Here is a 21425-nt window from a genome sequence, read left to right as displayed (position 1 = left end):
CTGCATGTTTCCGTCAGATAAGCGAAGGGCGTACCAGCACCTTCACGCCCTTCGGCACATGTGCAGCGATAACAGCACCTGATTCATTATTGATCTTGATCCAGCCGAGGCCTGAGATAAACAGATCGCTGCGGCTTCCCTTGGAGATGCGGAACTCATGACGTGTCCATTCCGGCAAAGCCTCAAAATTCTCGCGGCTTGGCGGAGCCAGCATCTCGCCGGCATGACTTGCGAACAGTTCATCAGCCCGTTCCAGCTTCGTGCGGTGAATAGGCAGACGCCCGCTGATGAAGCAGGTAAACGACTGGCGTTCCCCCTGAATGAAGTCAAAGCGGCCAAACCCGCCGAAGAAAAGCGTCTGCTTCTCGTTCAATTGATAAACGGCCGGCTTCAATGCCTTCTCCGGCATGAGCACAGCCAGATCAGATGGGGCCACCAGTTCACTATAACGTGAAGGGTATACAATTCCCGGCGTATCGATAATAGCCCGTCCATCATCTAGCGGAATGTGAACCATATCCAGCGTCGTACCCGGATAACGGGAAACGGTAAGCTCCTGCTCCAAATCGCTGTAATCGCGAATCAGCCGGTTGATTAATGTGGATTTCCCCACATTCGTTGCACCTACGACGTAAACATCCCGATCTCCACGCCGCCCCGCTATAGCATCCAGCAAGCGGTCAAAGCCGCTGTTTTGCTTAGCGCTGCACAGAATCACGTCCTCCACCTTCAAGCCCATATCCTTGGCTTCCTTCTGCACCCAATTGCGCACTTTGTTCCAGTTCGTCACTTTGGGCAACAGGTCCGTCTTATTAACGGCCAGCAGTACAGGATTACTGCCAACAAACCGCTGCAGGCCAGAGATCAAGCTGCCTTGAAAGTCAAACAAATCGACGATATGAATGACCAGGGCTTCCTTCTGTCCAATCTGTGCAAGCAGACGCAAAAATTCATCCTGCTCCACCGTGACCGATGAGGACTCATTGTAATTCTTAATCCGGAAACAACGCTGGCAAATCACCGGTTCCTTTGACAACGCCTGCTCCGGAGCAAATCCCGGCTTTCCGGGGTCTTCACTTTGCAGCACAATACCGCACCCGCTGCAACGAAGCGCGCGATCCGCGCTCTCTACCTCCGTCATTGCTTGCTTTCCTCCTCCAACCATAATCCTATTTTGCTTAGCCGCCGTTTGACCACACGCTCCAAGCAGCGGTTAATTCTTGTACCCCTGCCTTCATCCTGTACGGAAATCGGCAACACAAGCACTGTGAACAGCCCTTGGCGATTGCCTCCAAACACGTCGGTCATCAACTGGTCGCCGATAACAACGGTCTCCTCCGGCTTCAGCTCCATCATGCCTACCGCCCGACGAAAGGCGGCCCCTGAAGGCTTTCTGGCGGCATGCACAAATTCAATATTTAAAGGGCTGGCAAATACCGATACCCTGTTCAAATTATTGTTTGATACAATAACAAGTTTAAACCCGTTTTCCTTCACTTTCGCGAACCATGCGATCAATTCGGGAGTGGCGAGCGGCGCTTTGGCTCCAACCAGCGTATTGTCCAGGTCGGTAATGATCCCTCGATAGCCTTGGGCATACAGCTCCTCCAGATTGATGTCGAATACGCTGTCCACACGCATATTCGGTAAAAATTTCTCGAACAAGTATATTCACCTCAGTTTCATACGAAAAACTATACCATAATCTTGTCCTGACTTCCTTATATTTTAAAAAAGAAAACGCCCCCCGCGCAAGCGCAGGAGGTGATTGTTCATCGCTTTGTTTCATTACGGCTGCTCAAGCCCGGTAAAGAAACAAGCCGCTTCCAGCCTGTATCCCTGGTTGCCTTAACTGCCTGCCTGGCTAATGAACGCGCCGTATGCCAGTCCCTTGGCGTCGCTGCGCCGGAGCTGTAATTAGCCCGCTCGAATTGCTCCAATAGCGGATCAAGCGCCGCAGCCAGCTCAGGACGTTCCACCTTCCAGCGTCCAAAGGCCTCCCGCAGCGTTTCTTCTCTCGTTCGCGAGAAGCCTCGGCGGCCCAGCCGCTTGACTAGACGCAATGTCTCGTAAATCGTCTTCTCTCCCGGCGTAAGCGGTCGGCCTAGACGCAAGCGCAACCACAGGAAGTATAGCTCGGAGCGCCACTGATACAGATTCCAGACCACCAGCACGCTGATGATGGAGATGAGCACACGCCGAACCGTCGTTGGATCCAGCTTGGAAAAAAAGCTCTCTTCCTTGGATACCACCTGCTCCTGCTCCTCCACTTCCGGAGCCAATGCTTCCGCACTTTCCTCGGGAGCCAGCATAATCGGCGCATCAAAGCCCGGGGTTGCCTCAAATGTAATCCAGCCGTATTCTCCGAAATACAGCTCGGCCCAGGAATGAGCATCCGCATTGCTAACCTGATAGGAACGTCCCAACTCGGGAGAACGGACCATCATCTCTTCGCTGGGCTGACTGCCCGGAGCATACCCTTTGACCCACCGTGCCGGAATCCCTAATGAGCGGGCCATCATAACCATAGAAGTAGAATAATAATCGCAATACCCTTGGCGAATCTCGAACAAGAAACTATCGACAAAGTCATCGCTTTGCTTTCTCGACAAATCGGGTTTGTTGGTATATTCAAAGCTCTGACGCAAATAGAGCTGCAACAAATCCATTTTCTCATAAGGCGTTGTTCCTTCGGCCGTGACTTCTTCAGCCAGACTCTTGACCCGCTCTGGCAGACTGGCAGGAATCTGCAAATATTCCTCCATGTCCTCCGTGCCTTCGGGAAACAGACTCTCCATGCTGGCTGCCTTCAATTTATCCAGTGGAATGAGCGGAATGTTGGCTACCACCTTATATTTCTGCGGGTAATTCGGCAATTCGCCAGGACTACGGTAGCCATCCCAGAACATCTCGGCTTCCTGGCTGGCCCAGCGCATATTCCCGGCGCCCCGTTCATCCAGCAGTTCGATGCTCTCCATGGCATAGCCGCCGAACAACACAGGATAATCCTTCTCGGTGTTCATGGTCACCGTCTGTTCAACCTGCATCATCTCCACCTTGCCCGGCTGACCATGTACAAGCAGTTCGTCAGCGGGAGCTCCCTGGTAACGTTCGGTGCTCCGACTCTCATCCTCCAGATCGGCCCAGCCTTTGCCGGAATAAATCCGCCGGGTCTCCCCCCGCCAATACGATCTCACCGGCGTCTCAATGGACATCACCGGACTGTAACTGAATTCAAAGCCGTTACCGAGACTCGTATCGTCGCGGCTATATCCCGAGACAACCTCATTGGGAGCCGCAGATGACGTGCCCCCGCTCCCCGATTCAGACAGGAGAACCGTGCCATCGCCTGTCCCGCCGCTTCGCTTGATCCAAGCGGTATAAGGGTCCGTCAAGGTAGGCGAAACCTTCGGCATGCTGATACCAATCAACAGCACGCAGGCAAACACCAGCATGATGTTGACGGCAATCTTCCATGGACGTTTGCGTAGCCTCCGCCAGCCCTGAGGATATTGGAGCCGATATTCATAGAAATGAATACTGACCAGCCAGCCCAGTCCGGCAAACACCAACCACGCTACATTGGTCCATAGATGATAGGAAGTAAATGAATCCAAAATAGTGAAAGCAAGCAAATGTGCACCCAGAAGAAACAAAATTCGGGGGCGGCTGGTTATGAAGTACAAAATGCCTTCCATCGCCAGCCAAGCTGTAAGCGAAAACCAGATATAAGGCGTGAAGGTCGCCGCCATATCCCGAAGCTGGTCCGGGAAGAAGGGACCCTGTGGCTGGTAAACCTGGGATTCTACCATCATGACACGCCAGACTAGCAGAAGCAGTGGCAGCTTAACCGCCCATTTCCATGCCGTCCTGAAAGGCAGCACCAGCTCTGCCAGAGCCATCGCCACTACAGTTACACTGACCAGGTTGGTCGTTGCCATCAGCCAAATAGGCTCAGTGAAGTCAATCCATTGAAACGCAATGATTACAATCCACAGCAAGGACAATAATCGGTAGGAGAAGGAGTTCCCTCTGGAGTGCCCTCTTTGCATCGCCTGCTTCATAGCTTGGCACCTCCGATCACGATCGGAAGCTCGCTCAGGGCAGATACGCATACTCCGCGAAGGCCCCGTTCGTGCAACACGCTTTGCCAGCCTGCATGGGGTTCCCCAATCTGAATATGATAGGGAATCATTTGGCGGGCCTTTGCCCAGTTCAGCATGGCCAAAGCCTGATCATCCGCCAGCGGCGTAATCAATATGAAGAAGGAACCCGGCTGGAATAGCTCCTGATGCGCCTCCAGTTGCTCTTTATGACGCCCCTGCCCGTCAGCATCGATGTCCACAAGATGATGGATCATCTGCTGGCGCTCCAGATAGCCTTCTGCCGGAGGAAATGAGCGAAGCATCTTGCCCATGGTGTACATCCCCATGCTGATACGCTCTCTGGCCCCGTATTCCAGTAATGAAGCTGCCGTAGAGACAGCCAGCTCGAACTCGTCGGGCCGCACATAGCCGGACGCATGTGCATCCAATACCAGCATTGTCTTCGGCAATGATTCGTGCTCGAACTCCTTGGATTTCCAGGTGCCTGTCTTGGCTGTGGCATTCCAGTGAATCCGGGAGATGCGGTCACCATATACGTAATCACGCACCCCGTTGATTTGCGTGGTCTCACGGCGTGACAATGTGATTGCCGTTTCCGGGCCAGCCATACGCGAGTTGCGGCTATATAGGCCCCAATGGGGGATAAATACCGTTCGGGGCAAGATGCGGAACTCTCCTCCGGCGTGGAATACACCGGTATGCTCCATGAGCCCGAAGATATCTTCGGCACTGCACAAGGTGCCATTAAAGGTATATTTCCCCCGCTCCAACGGAGGTGTCTTGTAAACCAGCTCTGAACGAACGCGAAATTGGGGAACTACACTGTCTTCAAACGCCCAGGTGTCTCCATTATGGCGCTGCAGCGATTCCTTAACGATAAAGTAAGAAATGGCAGCGAAAGCCGGAAGCTGGAGGTTCAACCGAACCAATACTTGATCCCCCGCTTGCAGCAGACTCCCATGCTCTCCGTCCAGTGACAAGCTGCGCGTTCCTCTGATCCGCTTCACTCCGCCCAAGCTCCCGAGCAGCCAATAAGCGGCTAGCAACGACACCATGACAAATAGCATAAGCGAGGTTTTCCCGCCCTGAAATAAAACGTAGAACAAGCAAATCAGCCATACTGCTGCCACAATCCAGAATTTGCGAGAGGCCACGCCTGACTTGATGCCTTCTGTCAAAGCCCGCATCGTTATCGTCCTACACGCACGGGCACATGGATCTGCCGCAAAATTTGTTGCAGGATCTCACTCGCGCTTCGATGACCCAGCCGAGACTCAGGTCTGAGCAGAATCCGGTGACCCAGCACATAAGGAGCCAAGGTTTTGATATCATCAGGCAGTACGTAATCCCGCTCCGCCAGGAATGCATAGGCTTTCACAGCCATCATCAAAGCCAGAGTGGCGCGTGGCGAGGCACCCAGCAGCACATCCTTATGCTCCCTGGTCTGGCGGACAATGTTCAGCAAGTAATCGGACAAGGCATCACTAAGATGCACCTGCCGGACTTCCCTCTGGATTGCAGCTATTTCTTCCATCGTCGTCACTGGCTCCAATTGCTCAACAGGTTGTCCCAGACTATGGGACAGCAGCATGGTCTTCTCCGTCTCGGCATCGGGATAGCCAATACCAATCTTCATCATGAACCGGTCAAGCTGGGCTTCGGGCAGCAGGTATGTTCCCTCAAAGTCGATTGGATTTTGCGTTGCGCACAGCATAAAGGGATGAGGAAGCGCATAGGTTACACCATCAGCGGTCACACTGCGCTCCTCCATAACCTCCAACAAAGCGGATTGCGTTTTGGTTGTGGCGCGGTTAATCTCATCGGCCAGCAAAATATGAGTCATAACCGGTCCAGGTCTGAATACGAACCGTTCTTCATGGGGGTGAAACACCGATACGCCCGTGATGTCACTAGGCAGAATATCGGGATTGCACTGAATGCGCCGGTAATCACCGCGCATCGATTTGGCCAAAGCTCTAACCAGTTGGGTTTTCCCTGTACCCGGCACATCTTCAATTAATACATGCCCTCCGGCTAGCAGAGCGGAGAGCAAGAGATCGATTTCAAAAGACTTCCCTAAAATGCAAGACTTTAGATTATTTCTTACGGCGGTCAATATGCGTGTCGATTGCTCATTTACGGGCACGTGTTTTTTCCCTCCCAAATAAACCTGTCTATGTCACACTGTTGAGCAAGCTGCAATGGTCTTTTTCAACAGTCTGACTATATCTACCTATTTTACATGAAGATAGATAGGGAGTATACCGATGCCCTGAAATGTCCGACTTAATTCTGCAAATCAGCCCTTCGGCCGCACCACCAGCGCCGCCAGGAAGGAGAAGATGATCGCCGCAGAAATCCCTGCGCTGGTCACATCGAATATCCCGGTGATGACTCCGATCCACCCGTCGCGCTGCAATTCGGTTAAGGCCCCGTGCACCAGTGAGTTGCCGAAGCTCGTAATTGGAACCGTCGCGCCGGCCCCCGCAAATTTGACCAACGGATCGTACCAGCCCAGAGCATCCATAACTGCGCCAGCAACAACCAGCGAGCTCATGGTATGTGCAGGTGTTAACTTTAACACGTCAAACATCAACTGACCGATCACGCAGATAAGCCCGCCAACAATAAAAGCCCATACGTAGATCATGAATTGATTCCCTCCTGTTCAAGTGCTACGGCATGTGCAATGCAAGGAATACTCTCGCCTTGCTGGTATGACAACGGAGACAGAAGCGCCCCTGTAGCTACTACCAGTACGCGGTTAAGCTCCTTTTTTTTCATCTTCTGCAAAATATGGCCGTAGGTAACAACCGCTGAGCAGCCGCAGCCGCTCCCGCCGGCGATCACAAAGGGTTGCTTGTCCCGGTCATAAATCATCAGACCGCAATCATCAAAGTTTGTCGCCTCCATGGACAAGCCGTCTCGTCCCAGAATTTCTTTCACAATGGGATGGCCAACCGATGCCAAATCCCCCGTTACGATTAAATCGTAATCCCCCGGCTTGCGCCCGGTATCCCGGAAATGTGCTACCAGGGTATCGGCCGCCGCCGGAGCCATCGCTGCTCCCATATTGAACGGATCCTTAACTCCCAGATCCTGAATTCGCCCTATTGTCGCATGGGTAATCCGCGGGCCAGTCCCTTGACGAGCCACCACAGCACAGCCGGAACCGGTAATGGTATACTGGGCAGTCGGCGGCTTCTGTGAGCCATATTCGGTCGGATAGCGAAACTGCTTCTCCACGGTGCAGTTATGGCTGGCCGTTCCGGCCATTACGTAATTTGCCCCGCCTGCGTCCGTCAGGAAAGCGGCCAGCGCCAAGCTCTCCATAGAAGTAGAGCAGGCCCCAAACACTCCAAGGTAAGGGGCTTGAATCTCCCGAGCGGCAAATGTAGCCGTAATGATCTGGTTCATCAGGTCACCACTGATGAAGAACGACAAGTCCTCCTTGTTGATTCCCGCATGAACCAATGCCAGGGAGGAAGCGTGCTCCAATAGCTTGCGTTCGGCCTTTTCCCAGGTCTTCTCATCAATTTCCAGATTATCATACACAAAGTCAAAGGTATTCGATAGCGGCCCCGCTCCTTCTTCAGGCCCAACTACCGTAGCCGTACCGATGATCGCCGGCTTGGTCTTGAACTCCCAGGTTTGTTTGCCCATCAACATCACTTAATGCACTCCTCCCAAGCCAAAAATAACGTGAATGACACCGACAATAAAGGCGGCCACCACGCCAAAGACAATAACGGATCCGGCAAGCTTGAACATATTTGCCCCAACCCCTAGAACCAGACCTTCGGAACGTGCTTCAAGCGCAGCCGAACACATAGAGTTGGCAAAGCCGGTAACCGGCACAGCTGAGCCTGCTCCCGCCCACTGGGCAATCTTGTCGTATATTCCGAGACAGGTCATGATCACGGAGATCAAGATCAAGACGGCCACGGTTGGATTTGAAGCCTCACGCGATGTCATATCCGCGAAGGTCATGAACAACTGCTGAATGCATTGACCGATCAGGCATATAAAGCCCCCGACCAGAAAAGCTCGCAAACAGTTGACCCAGATGTTCTTCTTGGGCTGATGTCGGTCAGACATCTGCTTATACTCTTGCTCCGTCAGTGACAAGCGATTGAGCTTGATACGGGAGCCTGCTGAATTTTTGCTCTTTTCTGCCAAATGATACCCCTCCTTATTTTCCTATTTAAAACGGTATACTCATCATTATTTGTCATTTGTATATTTGTTATGTTTGGAAAATAATAAGAACCTTTTAAAAGTAAAAACAAAAATAAAAGCAAAAAAAACCGCCGGAGAAGCTCCGGACGGTGCTTAAAACCTGCCATAAGTTGGCCTTTACAGATATTGAAGGATAATGACCAGCAGGATGAACAGAAGACAGATCACAAGCCAATCCTTGGAATATCGCTCCATTACTCATTTGCCTCCCTTAATTCGCCCAGTAAAGTGCTGCTTGATACAGTATATGCGTCCATATATACACGGTGCTACCTTGACGCTGAGCCATGGACAATTGAAACCAGGTAGTTCATACTTATGATTATTGTATTGTTAAGGTAAAAGGAGAATTGGAGTATGAATAATCAAACACGGGAGTTGTTTAAGCAACTCACCGAATTCCCCGCGGCCCCGGGATTCGAGCGAGAGCTGCGCGCCCTCGTCAAAGAGAAAATGTCCGCCTATACCCGGGAATTTGTCCAGGATCGGCTAGGGGGACTGTTCGGCGTTCTACGCGGAGATGAACAAGGTCCGAAAGTCATGGTCGCCGGACACTTTGATGAGGTTGGATTTATGACTGTCGGAATTAGCGACAACGGAATGATCGCCTTCCAACCCCTCGGTGGGTGGTGGAGCCAGGCCGTATTGGCCCAACGCCTGCAAATTATTACGCCGAAAGGCCCTGTTGTAGGGGTAGTAGGCTCCACTCCAACACATCTGCTGGATGAAGCGCAACGCAGCAAGCCTGTCGATCTGAAGAGCATGTACCTGGATATCGGTGCAGATAGCCGGGAACAGGCCGAAGCCGCCGGTGTCCGCCTGGGCCAACAGATCGTGCCTATTTGTGAATTTACACCGCTGGTGAACCCTAAGAAGATCATGGCCAAAGCGTGGGACAACCGTTACGGAGTTGGGCTGGCCCTGGAACTGCTGGAGGCTGTACATCAGGACAAACTGCCGAATACACTTTATGTCGGCGCCAATGTTCAGGAGGAGGTTGGTTTGCGTGGGGCTCGCACTGCCGCCAATCTGATTCAGCCAGATATCTTCTTTGCGTTAGATGCCAGTGCGGCCAACGACATGACCGGAGATAAACGTGCCTTCGGGAAGCTTGGCGAAGGCGCCTTGCTGCGCATTCTGGACCCAACCATGATTACCCATCGCGGTCTGGTGGAGTATATTCAGGACACCGCTGATACACATAAGATTAAATACCAACACTTCGTATCACCTGGAGGAACGGATGCAGGACAAATACATCTTAGCGGCATCGGGGTTCCTTCCAGTGTAATCGGGATATGCTCCCGCTATATCCACACCTCTACCTCCATCATTCACACGGATGATTACGACGCCGCCAAGGAGTTGCTGATTCGTCTCGTTCGCGGCCTGGATCGTACCACGTTGAACACGATTTTGGAGAATAGCTGAGCGTTGGCGCTAGCCAAATGAGATTGAAAGTCATCACAAAAAACAGGCAGTGCCAAAGGATTTACTTCCCCTGGCACTGCCTGTTTCATATCACTTGCTATTTGCTGCCCTCCAGAATAACTACGCCACGTCCCGGCACCGTTACCTTGCCAGACACCTCGCGGCCTGCCAACACGTCCTTCTTCCCGGAGCCTACCTCCACTTCCGCCGCTTCTTCATTATGATTCAGCAGGAACAAGAAGGCCTGGTCCTTCTTCACTCGGCGAGCTACTTCCACCCCAGCAGGGGTCTCAAGCAGCGGCTGAATGCCCTTCTCTTCGCACAGATTCTTCAGGAAGCCTTGCAGGAAAGCAGCTTCTGGACTGCTGGCCAGATAATAGGCGCGCCCTTTCCCGAAGGAATTGACGGTTACACCTGGCATCCCTTTGTAGAAGTCAGAGCCGTACTCCGCCAGGACTTCAGCCCCCTCCGAATGAATGAGGTCGCACAGGAGATCACATTGATATTGACCGGAGAGCTCGCCCCAAGCCTCTTTCATCACTAGTTGATTGCTGCGCCCCGGCAACAGTGCGTCGATTTCCTCCGCCCAGATACCAAGAACCTTGCGTAGTTCACCCGGGTAACCACCGGTGGTTACCAAATCATTTTCATTTACGATGCCGCTAAAGAAAGTGGTCAGGAAGGTTCCGCCGCTCTCTACAAACTTCTCCACCTTCTTCGCAAAGCCTGGCTTCACCATATACATGACTGGTGCAATCACGATTTCGTATTTATGCAAATTCTCTTCTACGGAAATCATGTCACTCTCTACATTCATCCGGAACAAGGCGTCATAGTATTTATGCACCTCATTGGCGTAATTGAGGGCTACGCTTGGACCGCTTGATAATTCAATAGCCCAACGGTTCTCCCAATCGTACACGATCCCGACCTTCGCTTCCGTCCGGGCATCCAGCAGCTTGTCTCCAAGTTGCTGAAGCTCTTGCCCAAGCTCGGCGACTTCGCGGAAGACCCGGGTATGCTCATGACCCACATGCTCAATAACCGCTCCGTGATATTTCTCGCAAGCCCCGATCGAACGGCGAAGCTGGAAGAATAATACCGTATCGGCTCCTCGCGCTACCGCCTGGTAACTCCACAGGCGCATGACACCCGGACGCTTAAGCGAGTTATAAGGCTGCCAGTTTTGCTGGCTTGGCGTCTGTTCCATCAGCATGAACGGATCGCCGCCCTTAAGTCCGCGCATCAAGTCATGAGTCATCGCCGTCAGACTTACCGGAGTGTCAAGGGCAGGATAGTTATCCCAAGAGACGATATCCAGATGCTTCGCCCACTCGAAATAATCCAGCTCCGGGTACAGACCCATCAGGTTTGTCGTAATCGGAATATTGGGCGTATGCTGCTTGATCGCTTCATATTCCAGCTTATAGCAATCTAGTAAAGCCTGAGATTGAAAGCGGCGGTAATCTAGCGAAATTCCCTGGAAGTTCGTGCGATTGCCATTCCATTCCTCACTCAGTTCACTCGGTACTACAATTTCCTCCCAATCATAGAAAGTATGGCCCCAGAATCGCGTGTTCCACACCCGGTTGAGCTCATCCAGCGTCTTGTAGCGTTCCTTCAGCCAGACCCGGAAGCCGGCAGCACAATTGTCGCAATAGCAGTAACCGCCATATTCATTGGATACATGCCAAATCAGCAATGCCGGATGATCCTTATAGTGTTCGGCTAGCTTGCTAGCCAGCTTGGCAGAATACTTACGGTAGGTCGGGGAGGAGGGACAGGAATTATGTCGACCCCCGAATTTCCGTTTTCTCCCCTGTACATCAACTCGCAACACATCGGGATGACGATGTGCCATCCAGGCAGGATGAGCCCCTGTGCTTGTCGCCAGGCATACATGAACTCCGCTCTTGTACAAGCGGTCAATCGTTGCATCCAATTCGCTAAAATCATAAGTGTCCTCGCTGGGCTGATTCAAGGCCCAGGCAAATACGTTTACCGTAGCAACGTCGATGCCCGCCAGCTTGAACATACGTTCATCCTCCTGCCAAGCATCAGGCTCCCACTGCTCCGGATTATAGTCGCCACCGTACCAGATTTTCGGCAATTTTTCATTTATCATTCAGGTACACTTCCTTTTTTTAAGTGTGTGTTCAATAAGTCGAGTTTTCAGGACCAAAGCTTATGCTTCCGATGTACGTTTTTTCAAAACGCTTTAGGTTGAATGAAGCTAGGGACTGAGCAACGGAAGTCCCGGCTGAATTCAAGATTCGACGCCGAATCTACTCCTCGAACAGCTTCGTTCTGGGAAGACGACTTTTTGAACAACCCCTCTAATATAATTATAACCTCATTGTAATCCATATCATCTCCGCTTTATATATAATATTCCTGTTTTGATATATAATAATATGGACAAAGCAAGGAGGAATACATAAGATGAATTCACGGGCTTTTACCCGTTTCGCATTTTCACCCGCCGCAACTCCTGATCTCCCGCTGCTCATGGAGAGTGTCGGCTATAATCCGCATCAAGAGAAAATTGCTCGCCCGGATGGTTATCCTTACTATCATTGGTTGCAAACCGCTGAAGGAGAGGGACGTATTTCCTTTGGCAATGGCACCGTTCCCCTGCCCTCTGGCAGCGGCATCCTGTTGCCTCCCGGCATGAGTCATGCCTATGAGGCCAAGCGGGGCACAAGCTGGAAAACCTATTATGTAACCTTTGGAGGAGGGGCAGCGGGAGCCATCCTCAATGCTTTTGGCATTCGGGAAGCCGCTTTGTTCCGCTGGGAGCCTGAAGCCCCATTAACCCCGCTGCTTGCCGACTTGCTGACTAAGCTGGAGTACACACAGGATTTATTCGGGTTGGAAACTTCAACAGAGGTATATCGATTTCTGGGGGTGTTAAGCAAGTTCGGCCATGTCAGCAGCAGTGCCGTCCCCCGCAATATGGAAAAGCTTGGTCCTCTACTTGCCTGGATGGAGCAGGAATATGGAAATCCAGACATCGGACTGGACTCCATGGCTGACATCATCGGCATGTCCGGCCGCCATCTCAGCAAGCTGTTTCAGCAAACGTTTGGCATAGCGCCTTACAGCTATCTGACTCAGATGCGTATACATAAGGCGAAGGAGCATCTGGCGAGCGAGCCTGGAGTAACCGTGTCGAGCATCGCCGGGAAGACCGGCTTCCGTGATGCAAGCCACTTTGTAGCTACTTTTCGCAAGCATACAGGCATGACACCGCAGCAGTTCCGCAGACTGCATTAGCAAAAACCGGCTGACCATGCATAAGAGCTTGGTCAGCCGGTTTTCTATGATTCTCCATTTCCTATGCATGAATAGAATAAGTTGCTCCAGCTTCCGCCTCAAACCGTTCGCCTTCGGCAACAGGCATACCATCAGGCTTCCAAAGTTTCAATCCATTTAGCCCCCGTACCGTACACTCGCCCCCCGTTACGGATATAAGAGTCGCCGACGTCAGTCCACCGTTCTCCCAAGCCAAGTCAACTGTAAATCCACCTCGAGCCCGCAGGCCGCTAACACGTCCGCAAGCCCAAGTCTTTGGCAAGGCTGGCAGCAGATCGATTCCATCCATATGGCTCTGCACCAGCATTTCGGCGATCCCCGCCGTACCGCCAAAGTTGCCGTCAATCTGGAACGGAGGATGATCGTCGAACAGGTTCGGATAAGTAGAACGGGACAGCAGTGTATTGATAAACTGATGAGCCGTTTCGCCGTCTCCAAGGCGAGCATACAGATTGATCAACCATGCGCAGCTCCATCCTGTGTGTCCTCCGCCATTCTGAATGCGAGCTTCGAGCGTCTTCCGGACCGCTTCAGCCCATTCCGGCGTATCCCGTACAGTGATCGCGTCTCCCGGATAGAAGCCGTACAGATGGGAGACATGCCGATGCCCGGGCTCGGCCTCAGCAAAGGGTTTACTCCATTCCTGAATTCTCCCGTCCACCCCGATCTCCGGCTTGACCATACGCTCCAGCACATCCAACAGTTCCCCGCGCCATTCTTCATCCAGATCAAGCAGCCCGGCAGCACGAATCGTGTGCTCCAACAGCTCGCGAATCAGGAACAAATCCATACTGCTTCCCGCCGACACGCTACAAGGCTCTCCCTCAGCCGTCAGGAACTTGTTCTCCGGCGAGGTGGATGGTGCTGTAGTCAATCTGCCATCAGGGCCTGCAACCAACCAATCCTGACAGAACTCGGCCGCTCCCTTCATCAATGGATAAGCCGTATCCCGCAGAAAATCCTCATTAGGCTCGAAGATGTAATGCTCCCACAAGTGTCGGCACAGCCACACACCGCCCATTGGCCAGAAGGCCCAGCTGGCTTCACCGTCAGATGGAGTTGATTGACGCCATATATCCACATTGTGATGCGCTACCCAGCCGCGGCTGCCATAATGAATTTTGGCCGTTCTGGCCCCGGTTACACTGAGATCGCGTATCAGTTGAAACAATGGCTCGTGACATTCGCGCAAATTGGCTATCTCCGCAGGCCAGTAATTCATCTGAACATTGATATTGCTGGTGTACCCGCAGTTCCATGGGGGCTGAATCCGTGGATTCCATATCCCTTGCAAATGAGCAGCCTCCGTTCCGGGTCTGGAGCTGGTCATCAGTAAGTAACGCCCATAGTGAAAATAAAGCGCTTCGAGCCCTACCTCCCCGCTCCCCTTGCGGTAAGCTTCCAGACGTTCATCCGTGGGCAGATGGGTCTCTTCGCAAGACAAGCTTCCTATTTCCAGCTCCATGCGGTTGAACAAGCGTTGATGATCCTGGATATGGCGTTGCCGAAGCTCCGCATAACTCAGCTTTGCAGCAGCCGCAAGTACCGTGCGGCACTTCTCCGCAGGGTCTACCCCACCGCTGCCCGGCATAACCCCGTATCCGGCAAAATCCGTGGCCGCTGCCAATAACAGAGTTATCTCGTTTGCCCTCTGCACGATCAACCGCCCCGCTTCATCAAACAATACCGTTCCCCCGGGTGAAAGGACCTGCAACTGCACTTCAAAGGATAAGCCCAAGCCATCCTCGTAGAGCACGGACTGTGGATGATCCTCATGATAATTGTCAGCAACATGGCTGGGCGCTTGCCCTTGCATTTGGAGATAATCGGCCTGATCTCCTCTGCCTATGCGAAAGGGCAGCAGAGAATCCAGCGATGCCGAGATATGGAGCGTCTGATCCTCTGTACTCTTTATATGCACAACCAGCACTTGATCCACAGCACTGATCAGGACCTCCCGGGTATGTATGGCTTGTCCAAGCCGGTAAGTGGTGGTCGCGATACCTGTCGTCAGGTCAAGCTCCCGCTGATATTCGGTCGCCTCGCCTTCCATTAAATGCTCCACTCGCAAATTTCCAAGAGGCTGGTAGGATTCTGTGCCCCGCCCCAGCATTTTGGCGTTAATTAATTCCTCCGCCTCTTTATAGTTTCCGGTAAAGATCAAGTCCCTGACCGGACCCAAATATCGCAATGCATCATAATTTTGCGGGTCCCGCGGAAAACCGGACCATAATGTATCCTCATTTAAAGCAATCAGTTCCTGGCGAGCTCCACCGTATACCATTCCGCCAATTCGCCCGTTTCCGACAGGAAGAGCCTCCTCCCAACGGGAAGCGGGCTGCTTATACCAAAGCTTCCATTGCCTTTCTCGCTGATCTGTTCCCGTCATGCTTCATGCCTCCATAGCTTCAATAGTTAAGAGAAAAAAGCCCGAAAACAACGGGCCTTTTCTCTAATCAAAATATGCGGTTTTGACTATCAAGTCAAGATTATTCAATATTTTTGCCTGTAAAGAGAGCTGCTCTATCCTTAACCAATTCGGAAAATTCAGCTTCCATTTTTGCCGCACCAGCCTTATCCAGCTCTGCCAAAAAGCTATCGAACACAGCGTCAAATTGATCCGGTTTGGCCAATATAGCCTCAGGAATCCGCTTGCGGATAATATCCTGCGTTTTTTGGAAAATCACTTGGTAGTCGCCATCGGTTGGAACTGGCATATTGTACAATGCTCCCCATTCCTTAGGCTCGAAATCGCTCTCCTGAGGGTAAAGGTCCTTCCATGTTGTTGCATTGTAAGCTTTCAACGATTCCTTTTCCGCATCAGAATAGGATTCTATGATTTGTTCAGGGAAATTAATCGTATAGTAGTTGCCTGTAGAATCCTTCACACCGTCTCCGTAACGGGCGCTTAAGGTCAAGTACAGACCGCCCGGATTGCCCAAGCCTGTTTCTTTGGTAAAGTTGGCTGAATCATTAACTCTTCTATCTTGAATATCTTTGGGAATGATCCGTTTGCCATTTTCATCTACTGTATAATGCTTGCCTTCAATTCCCCAATTTCTCAAAACCTGACCTTCATCCGAAGCTAAATAGTCAAGAAATTTAATCGCACGAACCGGGTCCTCGCAAGCTGTTGTAATGGCAATACCGTAGCCGTCAACCCCGGATGTCTGGAAGGAATGATCCTTGTATTCCTCGCTCAGAACAACAGGGAAGTGCGCATAGGTATATTCATTTTTACCTGCATTTTTCAGAGCATTCTCAGCATCGTTATATCCCCATTCCTGGTCGATTAATCCAAGAACACGACCACTGGCAATTTTAGCTTTGTATTGGTCTTCCTTCTGCACAAATGCATCCTTATCCAGCAAGCCTTCATTAAACATATGGTTCAGCCAGCGAAAATACTCCTTTTCTTCCGGACGTTTATAATGCAGCTTCGCTTCATAGGTCTCGGGATCCACATAGTATTCCCCATCGTCAGGCGCCCCCGTGGCAAAGGCGGCCGGATTGGTAACGGTGATCATAATTCTCCAGTCGTCTGCGCTCAAGGTAAGGGGAATCGTTGGCTGTCCATCCGTCGTGGGATGCTTGGCATAATATTCCTTTAATACATTCTCATAATCCTGGACCGTGCGAACTTCAGGATAGCCCAATTCTTTTAATACCCGGTGTTGAATTTCAAACCCGCCGGTGGCATCGAAATATTGATTATCAACGCCCATATTCGTGACAATCGAGTAGATCGAAGGATCTTCGTTACTGTATTTCAAGCGATTCATATTTTCACTAAAAATTTTCTTGATATTCGGCGCATGCTCCTCAATAAGATCAGTCAAATCGATGATAAGTCCGGCATCAATTAACTTGGAAAGCTCGCCTTTAGCAAAGATCAGATCAGGCACATCACCGCTTGCAGCCATCAAGGCCACCTTGCTTTGCCCACCGCCAGCGCCTACATCAAATTCTGCGTCTAGTGTAACACCCGTTTTCTCTGTAATTGCTTTACCTACATCATCCTGCATATTGTTCCAGTTCGGGCTTGAATCGGCTCCAAAAAAGGAGAAGGTAACCGGACTGTTGTCTTCCACACCTGTATTTTGACCCTTGTTGCCCTCAGATGCACTCCCATCATTGCTGCCACAACCACCAATGAGCAATGTCGTTGCCAGTAAAAGCGCAGCGAAAGCTTTTGAACTTTTCCACTTCATATTTGCTGTCCCCCTAAAGATAATTGAATAAATCTGTATCATATATCAGGCCAAGCCTGGTGGTACCTTTACAAATGATTAGAGAACCTTAGCGAAGACAAGCCAGCTGACTTTAAGCCTTCACTGCACCAAGGGTCATCCCGGAGACAAAATACCGTTGCAAGAAGGGATAAACGAACAATATCGGCAGTGTGACTACAATAGTAATAGCCATCTTGATGGATTCCGGCGATACCTGAGCCATCTGGTTCGCCAGATCGTTCGCATTGGTCATTCCCGCCCCTTGGTTTGTACTTGCCAGCACTTTCATCAGCTCGTACTGCAAGGTGGTCCACTGCGGTTTGTTACCGTTATACAGATAGGTATCAAACCAGGAATTCCATTGGCCTACAGCCAGGAACAAGGCGATGGTTGCCAGTACCGGCTTACATAGCGGCAGGATAATTTTGTAATAAATCGTAAAATCATTGGCACCGTCAAGTTTGGCCGATTCCTGCAAGGCATAGGGCAGGCCATCAATAAAGGAACGAATAATAAATACGTTGAATGCGGCAACCGCCCCTGGAAGAATATAAATCCAGAAGGTTCCAATCAAATGCATTTGCTTCATCAGCATGTACGTTGGTACAAGCCCACCAGAGAAATACATCGTTAAGGCCAGGAAGGTAGAAACGAACTTCCGTGATCGGAAATCCTGGCGGCTGAGCGTATAGGCCAGCATGGATGAGCTAATTAATCCCAATATAGTCCCCGTCAATGTACGAAGCAGTGTTATTTTCAAACCCTGAATCAAGCCGGTATAACTGAATATGGTGCGATAGTTCTCCCAGGTCAGCTCACGGGGCCACAAGTAGATCCCGCCACGTACCGTATCCGTAGAATCATTCAGCGAGATTGCCAATACGTTCAGAAACGGATACAAGGTGATGACCATAATGATGCTCATGATGATAATATTGCAAATATCGAATATCTTCTCCGATCTGGTTGAGTTGAAAGCTTTGGATGCAGCCATCCTTTGTCCCCCCTACATAATGCTTTCTTTGGTCGTCTTCTTCATGATACCGTTGGCCGTGAGCAACAAGATAATGCTGACGACAGAGGTGAACATACTAATGGCTGTACCATAGGAGAAGCGATTAATATTGATCCCGTAATTTAGCGCATACAGATCAAGCACTTCAGAATAATCGGTAACCAGTGAATTGCTAAGCTGGAATTGCTTCTCAAACCCGATGCCAATCAAGTGCCCGATGGACATAATCAGCAAAACTGAAATCGTTGTCCGAATCCCCGGCAGAGTGATGTTCCAAATTTGCTTGAACCGTCCAGCCCCGTCTACACGCGCAGCCTCATACAATTCTTTGTCAATGCCGGTAATGGCCGCCAAGTAAATGATCGCGTTCCACCCCGTTTCCTTCCAAATATCTGAAGCGGTTACAATTCCCCAAAACCACTCTCCCTTGGCCATGAACTGGATCGGCTCATCAATAAGCTGAAAGGTCAACAGCAATTCGTTAACGATTCCGCCGTCTATGGAAAGCATTTTCGTTACAATCCCCCCAACAACAACCCAGGAAACAAAGTGGGGCAGGTAAGATACAGTCTGAACCGTCCGCTTGAACGCCGTTCCCTTCAGCTCGTTTAAAAATACCGCAAAAAGGATCGGCACGACAAACCCAAAAACCAATGAGAGAACACTCATAGCAAGTGTATTTCGCAATACAAGGTAGAAGCGTTCATCTTGAAATAAATCAACGAAATTTTTGAACCCAACCCATTCCTGGTTTAGAAACGATTTATTTCGTGGCTTGTAATTCTGAAAGGCCATCACCCAACCCGCAATGGGCAAGTAATTGAATACAAATAGCCAAATGATGAAAGGCAATGACATTAAATACAAGTATTTCTGTTGAACGATACTTTTCCAAATTCCCATCTTCGGCTTTTTGGGCGATTTAGGAATCGCACTGGATTTTCTAGTATCAGCTTCGATTGACAACGCTTCCATTAATCCAATCCCCCTCTCGTCTATATCTTTATGATATCTAAAAGAGAAGGGCATAAATACCCGGCAGATTTTGCAGAAAACCATATAGAAATTAGATATTGGTCCCTTAAAATAGATGAAAGAATTAGACCGGAAGCGTAAACGAAATTTGTGTTCCTTGTCCCAGCATGCTGACTATATGGAGACCATGCTGCTCACCGTAAGACAATACAAGTCTTTGATGAACATTGCGCAAGCCTATTCGCCCTTGCTCCGGCTCCCTAACCTCCTTAATCAGACGGCTTACCTCTTCCAGCCGATCTGGCTCTATCCCCATTCCGTTATCGCTGACCGTGACATGGGCCAATCCGTCTACTACTTCAACCTTGACCACCACATGCACCCCATCCTCCTTGTTCTCTACCCCGTGCACTACGGCATTCTCCACAAGGGGTTGTATGATCAACGGCGGCACACGCAGCAATGAAGCCTCGGGATCAACAGTTAACGTGAACTTTAAGCGATCCTCATAGCGAAATTTCTGAATCTCCAGATAGGAGCTGACCATTTCAAGCTCTTCTTTGAGCATGATGCTCTCCCGGCCTACCTCCAGACTTTTACGCATCATCTTCCCTAATCTGCGCACCACGTTGGCAATTTCCTGATCTCCCTTCAGAAGCGCATTCATCCGAATGGATTCCAGGGCATTGAACAGGAAATGTGGATTGATCTGGCTGGCCATCATCTTCAGCTTGATCTCCCGCTGAGCCAACTCAAGCGAATTATTTTGCTCTGTCTTCTCCACAACCTGATCCATCAGCCGGCGTATGCTTTCTACCATATAATTAAATTGACGGGATAGCTGACCGATTTCATCCTGACCATCAATCCGTGAGACAACTGTCAAATCTCCCAGGGCCAGTCGGTTCAAATGCCGGCTTAATCGAAGCAAGCGGTTTGTCGTCAGGAAGGAAACGGTATAGACAAAAATAAGGGCGAGCAGCAGGACCAGTAAAATAATGAATAACCCCATCAAGCTGACAGTATTCGCGTCCTTGACGATAGATTCAGTGGTAAATACCGAGATAAATTTCAGACTGTTCATGCTCGAATCCGGCGTTAGCGTGTCTATGACAAGATAAGCAGGCTCGCCTTGGCTCTCCACCTTCAGCGTCCCCTTTTGCTGAGTTCTAAGATCAATGCCATAATCAAGCTCGTTCAGCGTTTTGCCGACAAGAGACGAGTTCTTGGCTGCAACGACCACCCCCATATCATCAGTGATCATTGTCTCGAATGGCTCCTGCTGCAGCATGCGGTTCAGCTCTTCCTGATTGATAATAACCATTAAGACACCGCTTTTTCGCGTACCTTCAAAGGATATCTGCCTGATCAAGCTAAGCCGCTTGACAGTAAACTCTTCATCATCATTGATGTAAAACCAGCCTATTCGCTTGCTCTCCATCGCTTGCTTAAACCAGTAAGTCTGTTCAATTTCTTCATTAATCGGGATGAATTCCAGATTGTTGATTAGAGTCGGATTATCGTAATAGAAACGAATGCCGGAAATTTCCCGGTATTGAAGAATATATTCGCGAAAATGATCGTACTCCAAATAGGATTTGGTCAGTTCAAGCACGTCGGAATACTCCGTCTTGACCGCTGTTGCCAGCTCCCGATCCAGCATGATCATATCGGAAATATCGCTGGGCACCCGTAGCATCATGCCCGTACGCGTCTTCACCTTTTCAACGTTGTTAGTTGTTTGAGCAATCGCTCGTTCCATAGCCTGATGGCGAAAATAAGCGGTGACACCCACTCCGACGATAAGCACGGGGATCATCACCACCACAATATAAGAAATAAGAAGCTTATGCTTAAGCTTCAGGTTGTTGGTAAAACGAATCATTTTATTCAGCATGGCATCTTCCCCTTAAAGAGGTAGTTCAAAAAGCACAGCTTCTATATAAGTTGAACTTATGAATAACGCAAAGATGCAGACGAGAAAAAATGTTCTTGCGATCGCTGTTGCTCATGGATTTCTTGATTCAATTAGTTCTTATAAGGTAGAAATCCATTCCCAAAGGCGAACGCTCCACTTCTTCAGAATCATTTTTCCCGCTTGCTTATTTTGCC

The 21425-nt window shown here is 50.4% G+C and carries 16 protein-coding genes; 2 read left to right on the top strand and 14 right to left on the bottom strand.

What is annotated here, in order from left to right; all coding sequences use genetic code 11:
- Window positions 1-13: 13 nt before the first annotated feature.
- The 8 genes from yqeH to spoVAC form a co-directional block, all read right to left on the bottom strand.
- Window positions 14-1141 (bottom strand): ribosome biogenesis GTPase YqeH, encoded by a 1128-nt coding sequence (gene yqeH, locus C557_RS0114640; protein WP_018752633.1) that lies wholly within the window; start codon window positions 1139-1141, stop codon window positions 14-16.
- Window positions 1138-1665, bottom strand: coding sequence for a YqeG family HAD IIIA-type phosphatase (locus C557_RS0114635; RefSeq protein ID WP_018752632.1), 528 nt, complete (start codon window positions 1663-1665; stop codon window positions 1138-1140). The genes yqeH and C557_RS0114635 overlap by 4 nt, the downstream gene beginning before the upstream one ends.
- A gap of 107 nt (window positions 1666-1772) precedes the next feature.
- Window positions 1773-4064, bottom strand: a complete 2292-nt coding sequence (locus C557_RS0114630) for a DUF4129 domain-containing transglutaminase family protein (protein ID WP_018752631.1) — start codon at window positions 4062-4064, stop codon at window positions 1773-1775.
- Entirely contained in the window at window positions 4061-5293 is a 1233-nt protein-coding gene (locus tag C557_RS0114625; protein ID WP_018752630.1) for a DUF58 domain-containing protein, read from the bottom strand. Before C557_RS0114625 ends, C557_RS0114630 begins: the two co-directional genes overlap by 4 nt.
- A 2-nt stretch (window positions 5294-5295) precedes the next feature.
- Window positions 5296-6252 carry an AAA family ATPase gene (locus C557_RS0114620; RefSeq protein ID WP_018752629.1) on the bottom strand — a complete coding sequence of 319 codons (957 nt, stop codon included), beginning with the start codon at window positions 6250-6252 and terminating at the stop codon, window positions 5296-5298.
- 153 nt (window positions 6253-6405) lie between these two features.
- Window positions 6406-6756, bottom strand: a complete 351-nt coding sequence (spoVAE, locus tag C557_RS0114615; protein ID WP_018752628.1) for a stage V sporulation protein AE — start codon at window positions 6754-6756, stop codon at window positions 6406-6408.
- Window positions 6753-7775, bottom strand: a complete 1023-nt coding sequence (gene spoVAD, locus C557_RS0114610) for a stage V sporulation protein AD (protein ID WP_026263496.1) — start codon at window positions 7773-7775, stop codon at window positions 6753-6755. Before spoVAD ends, spoVAE begins: the two co-directional genes overlap by 4 nt.
- Window positions 7776-7778: 3 nt before the next feature.
- Entirely contained in the window at window positions 7779-8285 is a 507-nt protein-coding gene (spoVAC, locus tag C557_RS0114605) for a stage V sporulation protein AC (RefSeq protein ID WP_018752626.1), read from the bottom strand.
- Between the two features lie 417 nt (window positions 8286-8702).
- Here spoVAC and C557_RS0114600 point away from each other — a divergent pair, with 417 nt between their 5' ends.
- Window positions 8703-9776: a M42 family metallopeptidase gene (locus C557_RS0114600; protein WP_018752625.1), complete on the top strand. Its 1074-nt coding sequence runs from the start codon at window positions 8703-8705 to the stop codon at window positions 9774-9776.
- Window positions 9777-9873: 97 nt separating this feature from the next.
- Here C557_RS0114600 and C557_RS0114595 read toward each other — a convergent pair whose 3' ends face one another.
- Window positions 9874-11901: a beta-galactosidase gene (locus tag C557_RS0114595; RefSeq protein WP_018752624.1), complete on the bottom strand. Its 2028-nt coding sequence runs from the start codon at window positions 11899-11901 to the stop codon at window positions 9874-9876.
- A gap of 317 nt (window positions 11902-12218) precedes the next feature.
- Between C557_RS0114595 and C557_RS0114590 the strand changes: the two genes are divergently transcribed.
- On the top strand, window positions 12219-13052 hold the full coding sequence (locus C557_RS0114590; protein ID WP_018752623.1) for an AraC family transcriptional regulator: 834 nt from the start codon (window positions 12219-12221) through the stop codon (window positions 13050-13052).
- Between the two features lie 61 nt (window positions 13053-13113).
- On the opposite strand, the gene C557_RS0114585 is transcribed toward C557_RS0114590, so the two are convergent.
- The 5 genes from C557_RS0114585 to C557_RS0114565 form a co-directional block, all read right to left on the bottom strand.
- Window positions 13114-15480: a glycoside hydrolase family 95 protein gene (locus tag C557_RS0114585; RefSeq protein WP_018752622.1), complete on the bottom strand. Its 2367-nt coding sequence runs from the start codon at window positions 15478-15480 to the stop codon at window positions 13114-13116.
- A gap of 100 nt (window positions 15481-15580) precedes the next feature.
- Window positions 15581-17302, bottom strand: a complete 1722-nt coding sequence (locus tag C557_RS0114580; protein WP_018752621.1) for an ABC transporter substrate-binding protein — start codon at window positions 17300-17302, stop codon at window positions 15581-15583.
- A gap of 112 nt (window positions 17303-17414) precedes the next feature.
- On the bottom strand, window positions 17415-18317 hold the full coding sequence (locus C557_RS0114575; RefSeq protein ID WP_018752620.1) for a carbohydrate ABC transporter permease: 903 nt from the start codon (window positions 18315-18317) through the stop codon (window positions 17415-17417).
- Window positions 18318-18329: 12 nt separating this feature from the next.
- Window positions 18330-19313: an ABC transporter permease gene (locus C557_RS0114570; protein ID WP_018752619.1), complete on the bottom strand. Its 984-nt coding sequence runs from the start codon at window positions 19311-19313 to the stop codon at window positions 18330-18332.
- Between the two features lie 124 nt (window positions 19314-19437).
- A complete protein-coding gene (locus C557_RS0114565; protein ID WP_018752618.1) occupies window positions 19438-21210 on the bottom strand; it encodes a sensor histidine kinase in 1773 nt (590 codons plus the stop codon).
- Window positions 21211-21425 lie beyond the last annotated feature (215 nt).

This window comes from Paenibacillus sanguinis 2301083 = DSM 16941 (assembly GCF_000374825.1).
In the GTDB taxonomy this organism is placed as follows: Bacteria; Bacillota; Bacilli; order Paenibacillales; family Paenibacillaceae; genus Fontibacillus; species Fontibacillus sanguinis.
The sequence above is the reverse complement of the archived record's forward strand: the minus strand, read 5'-3'. Positions and strand labels throughout refer to the sequence as shown.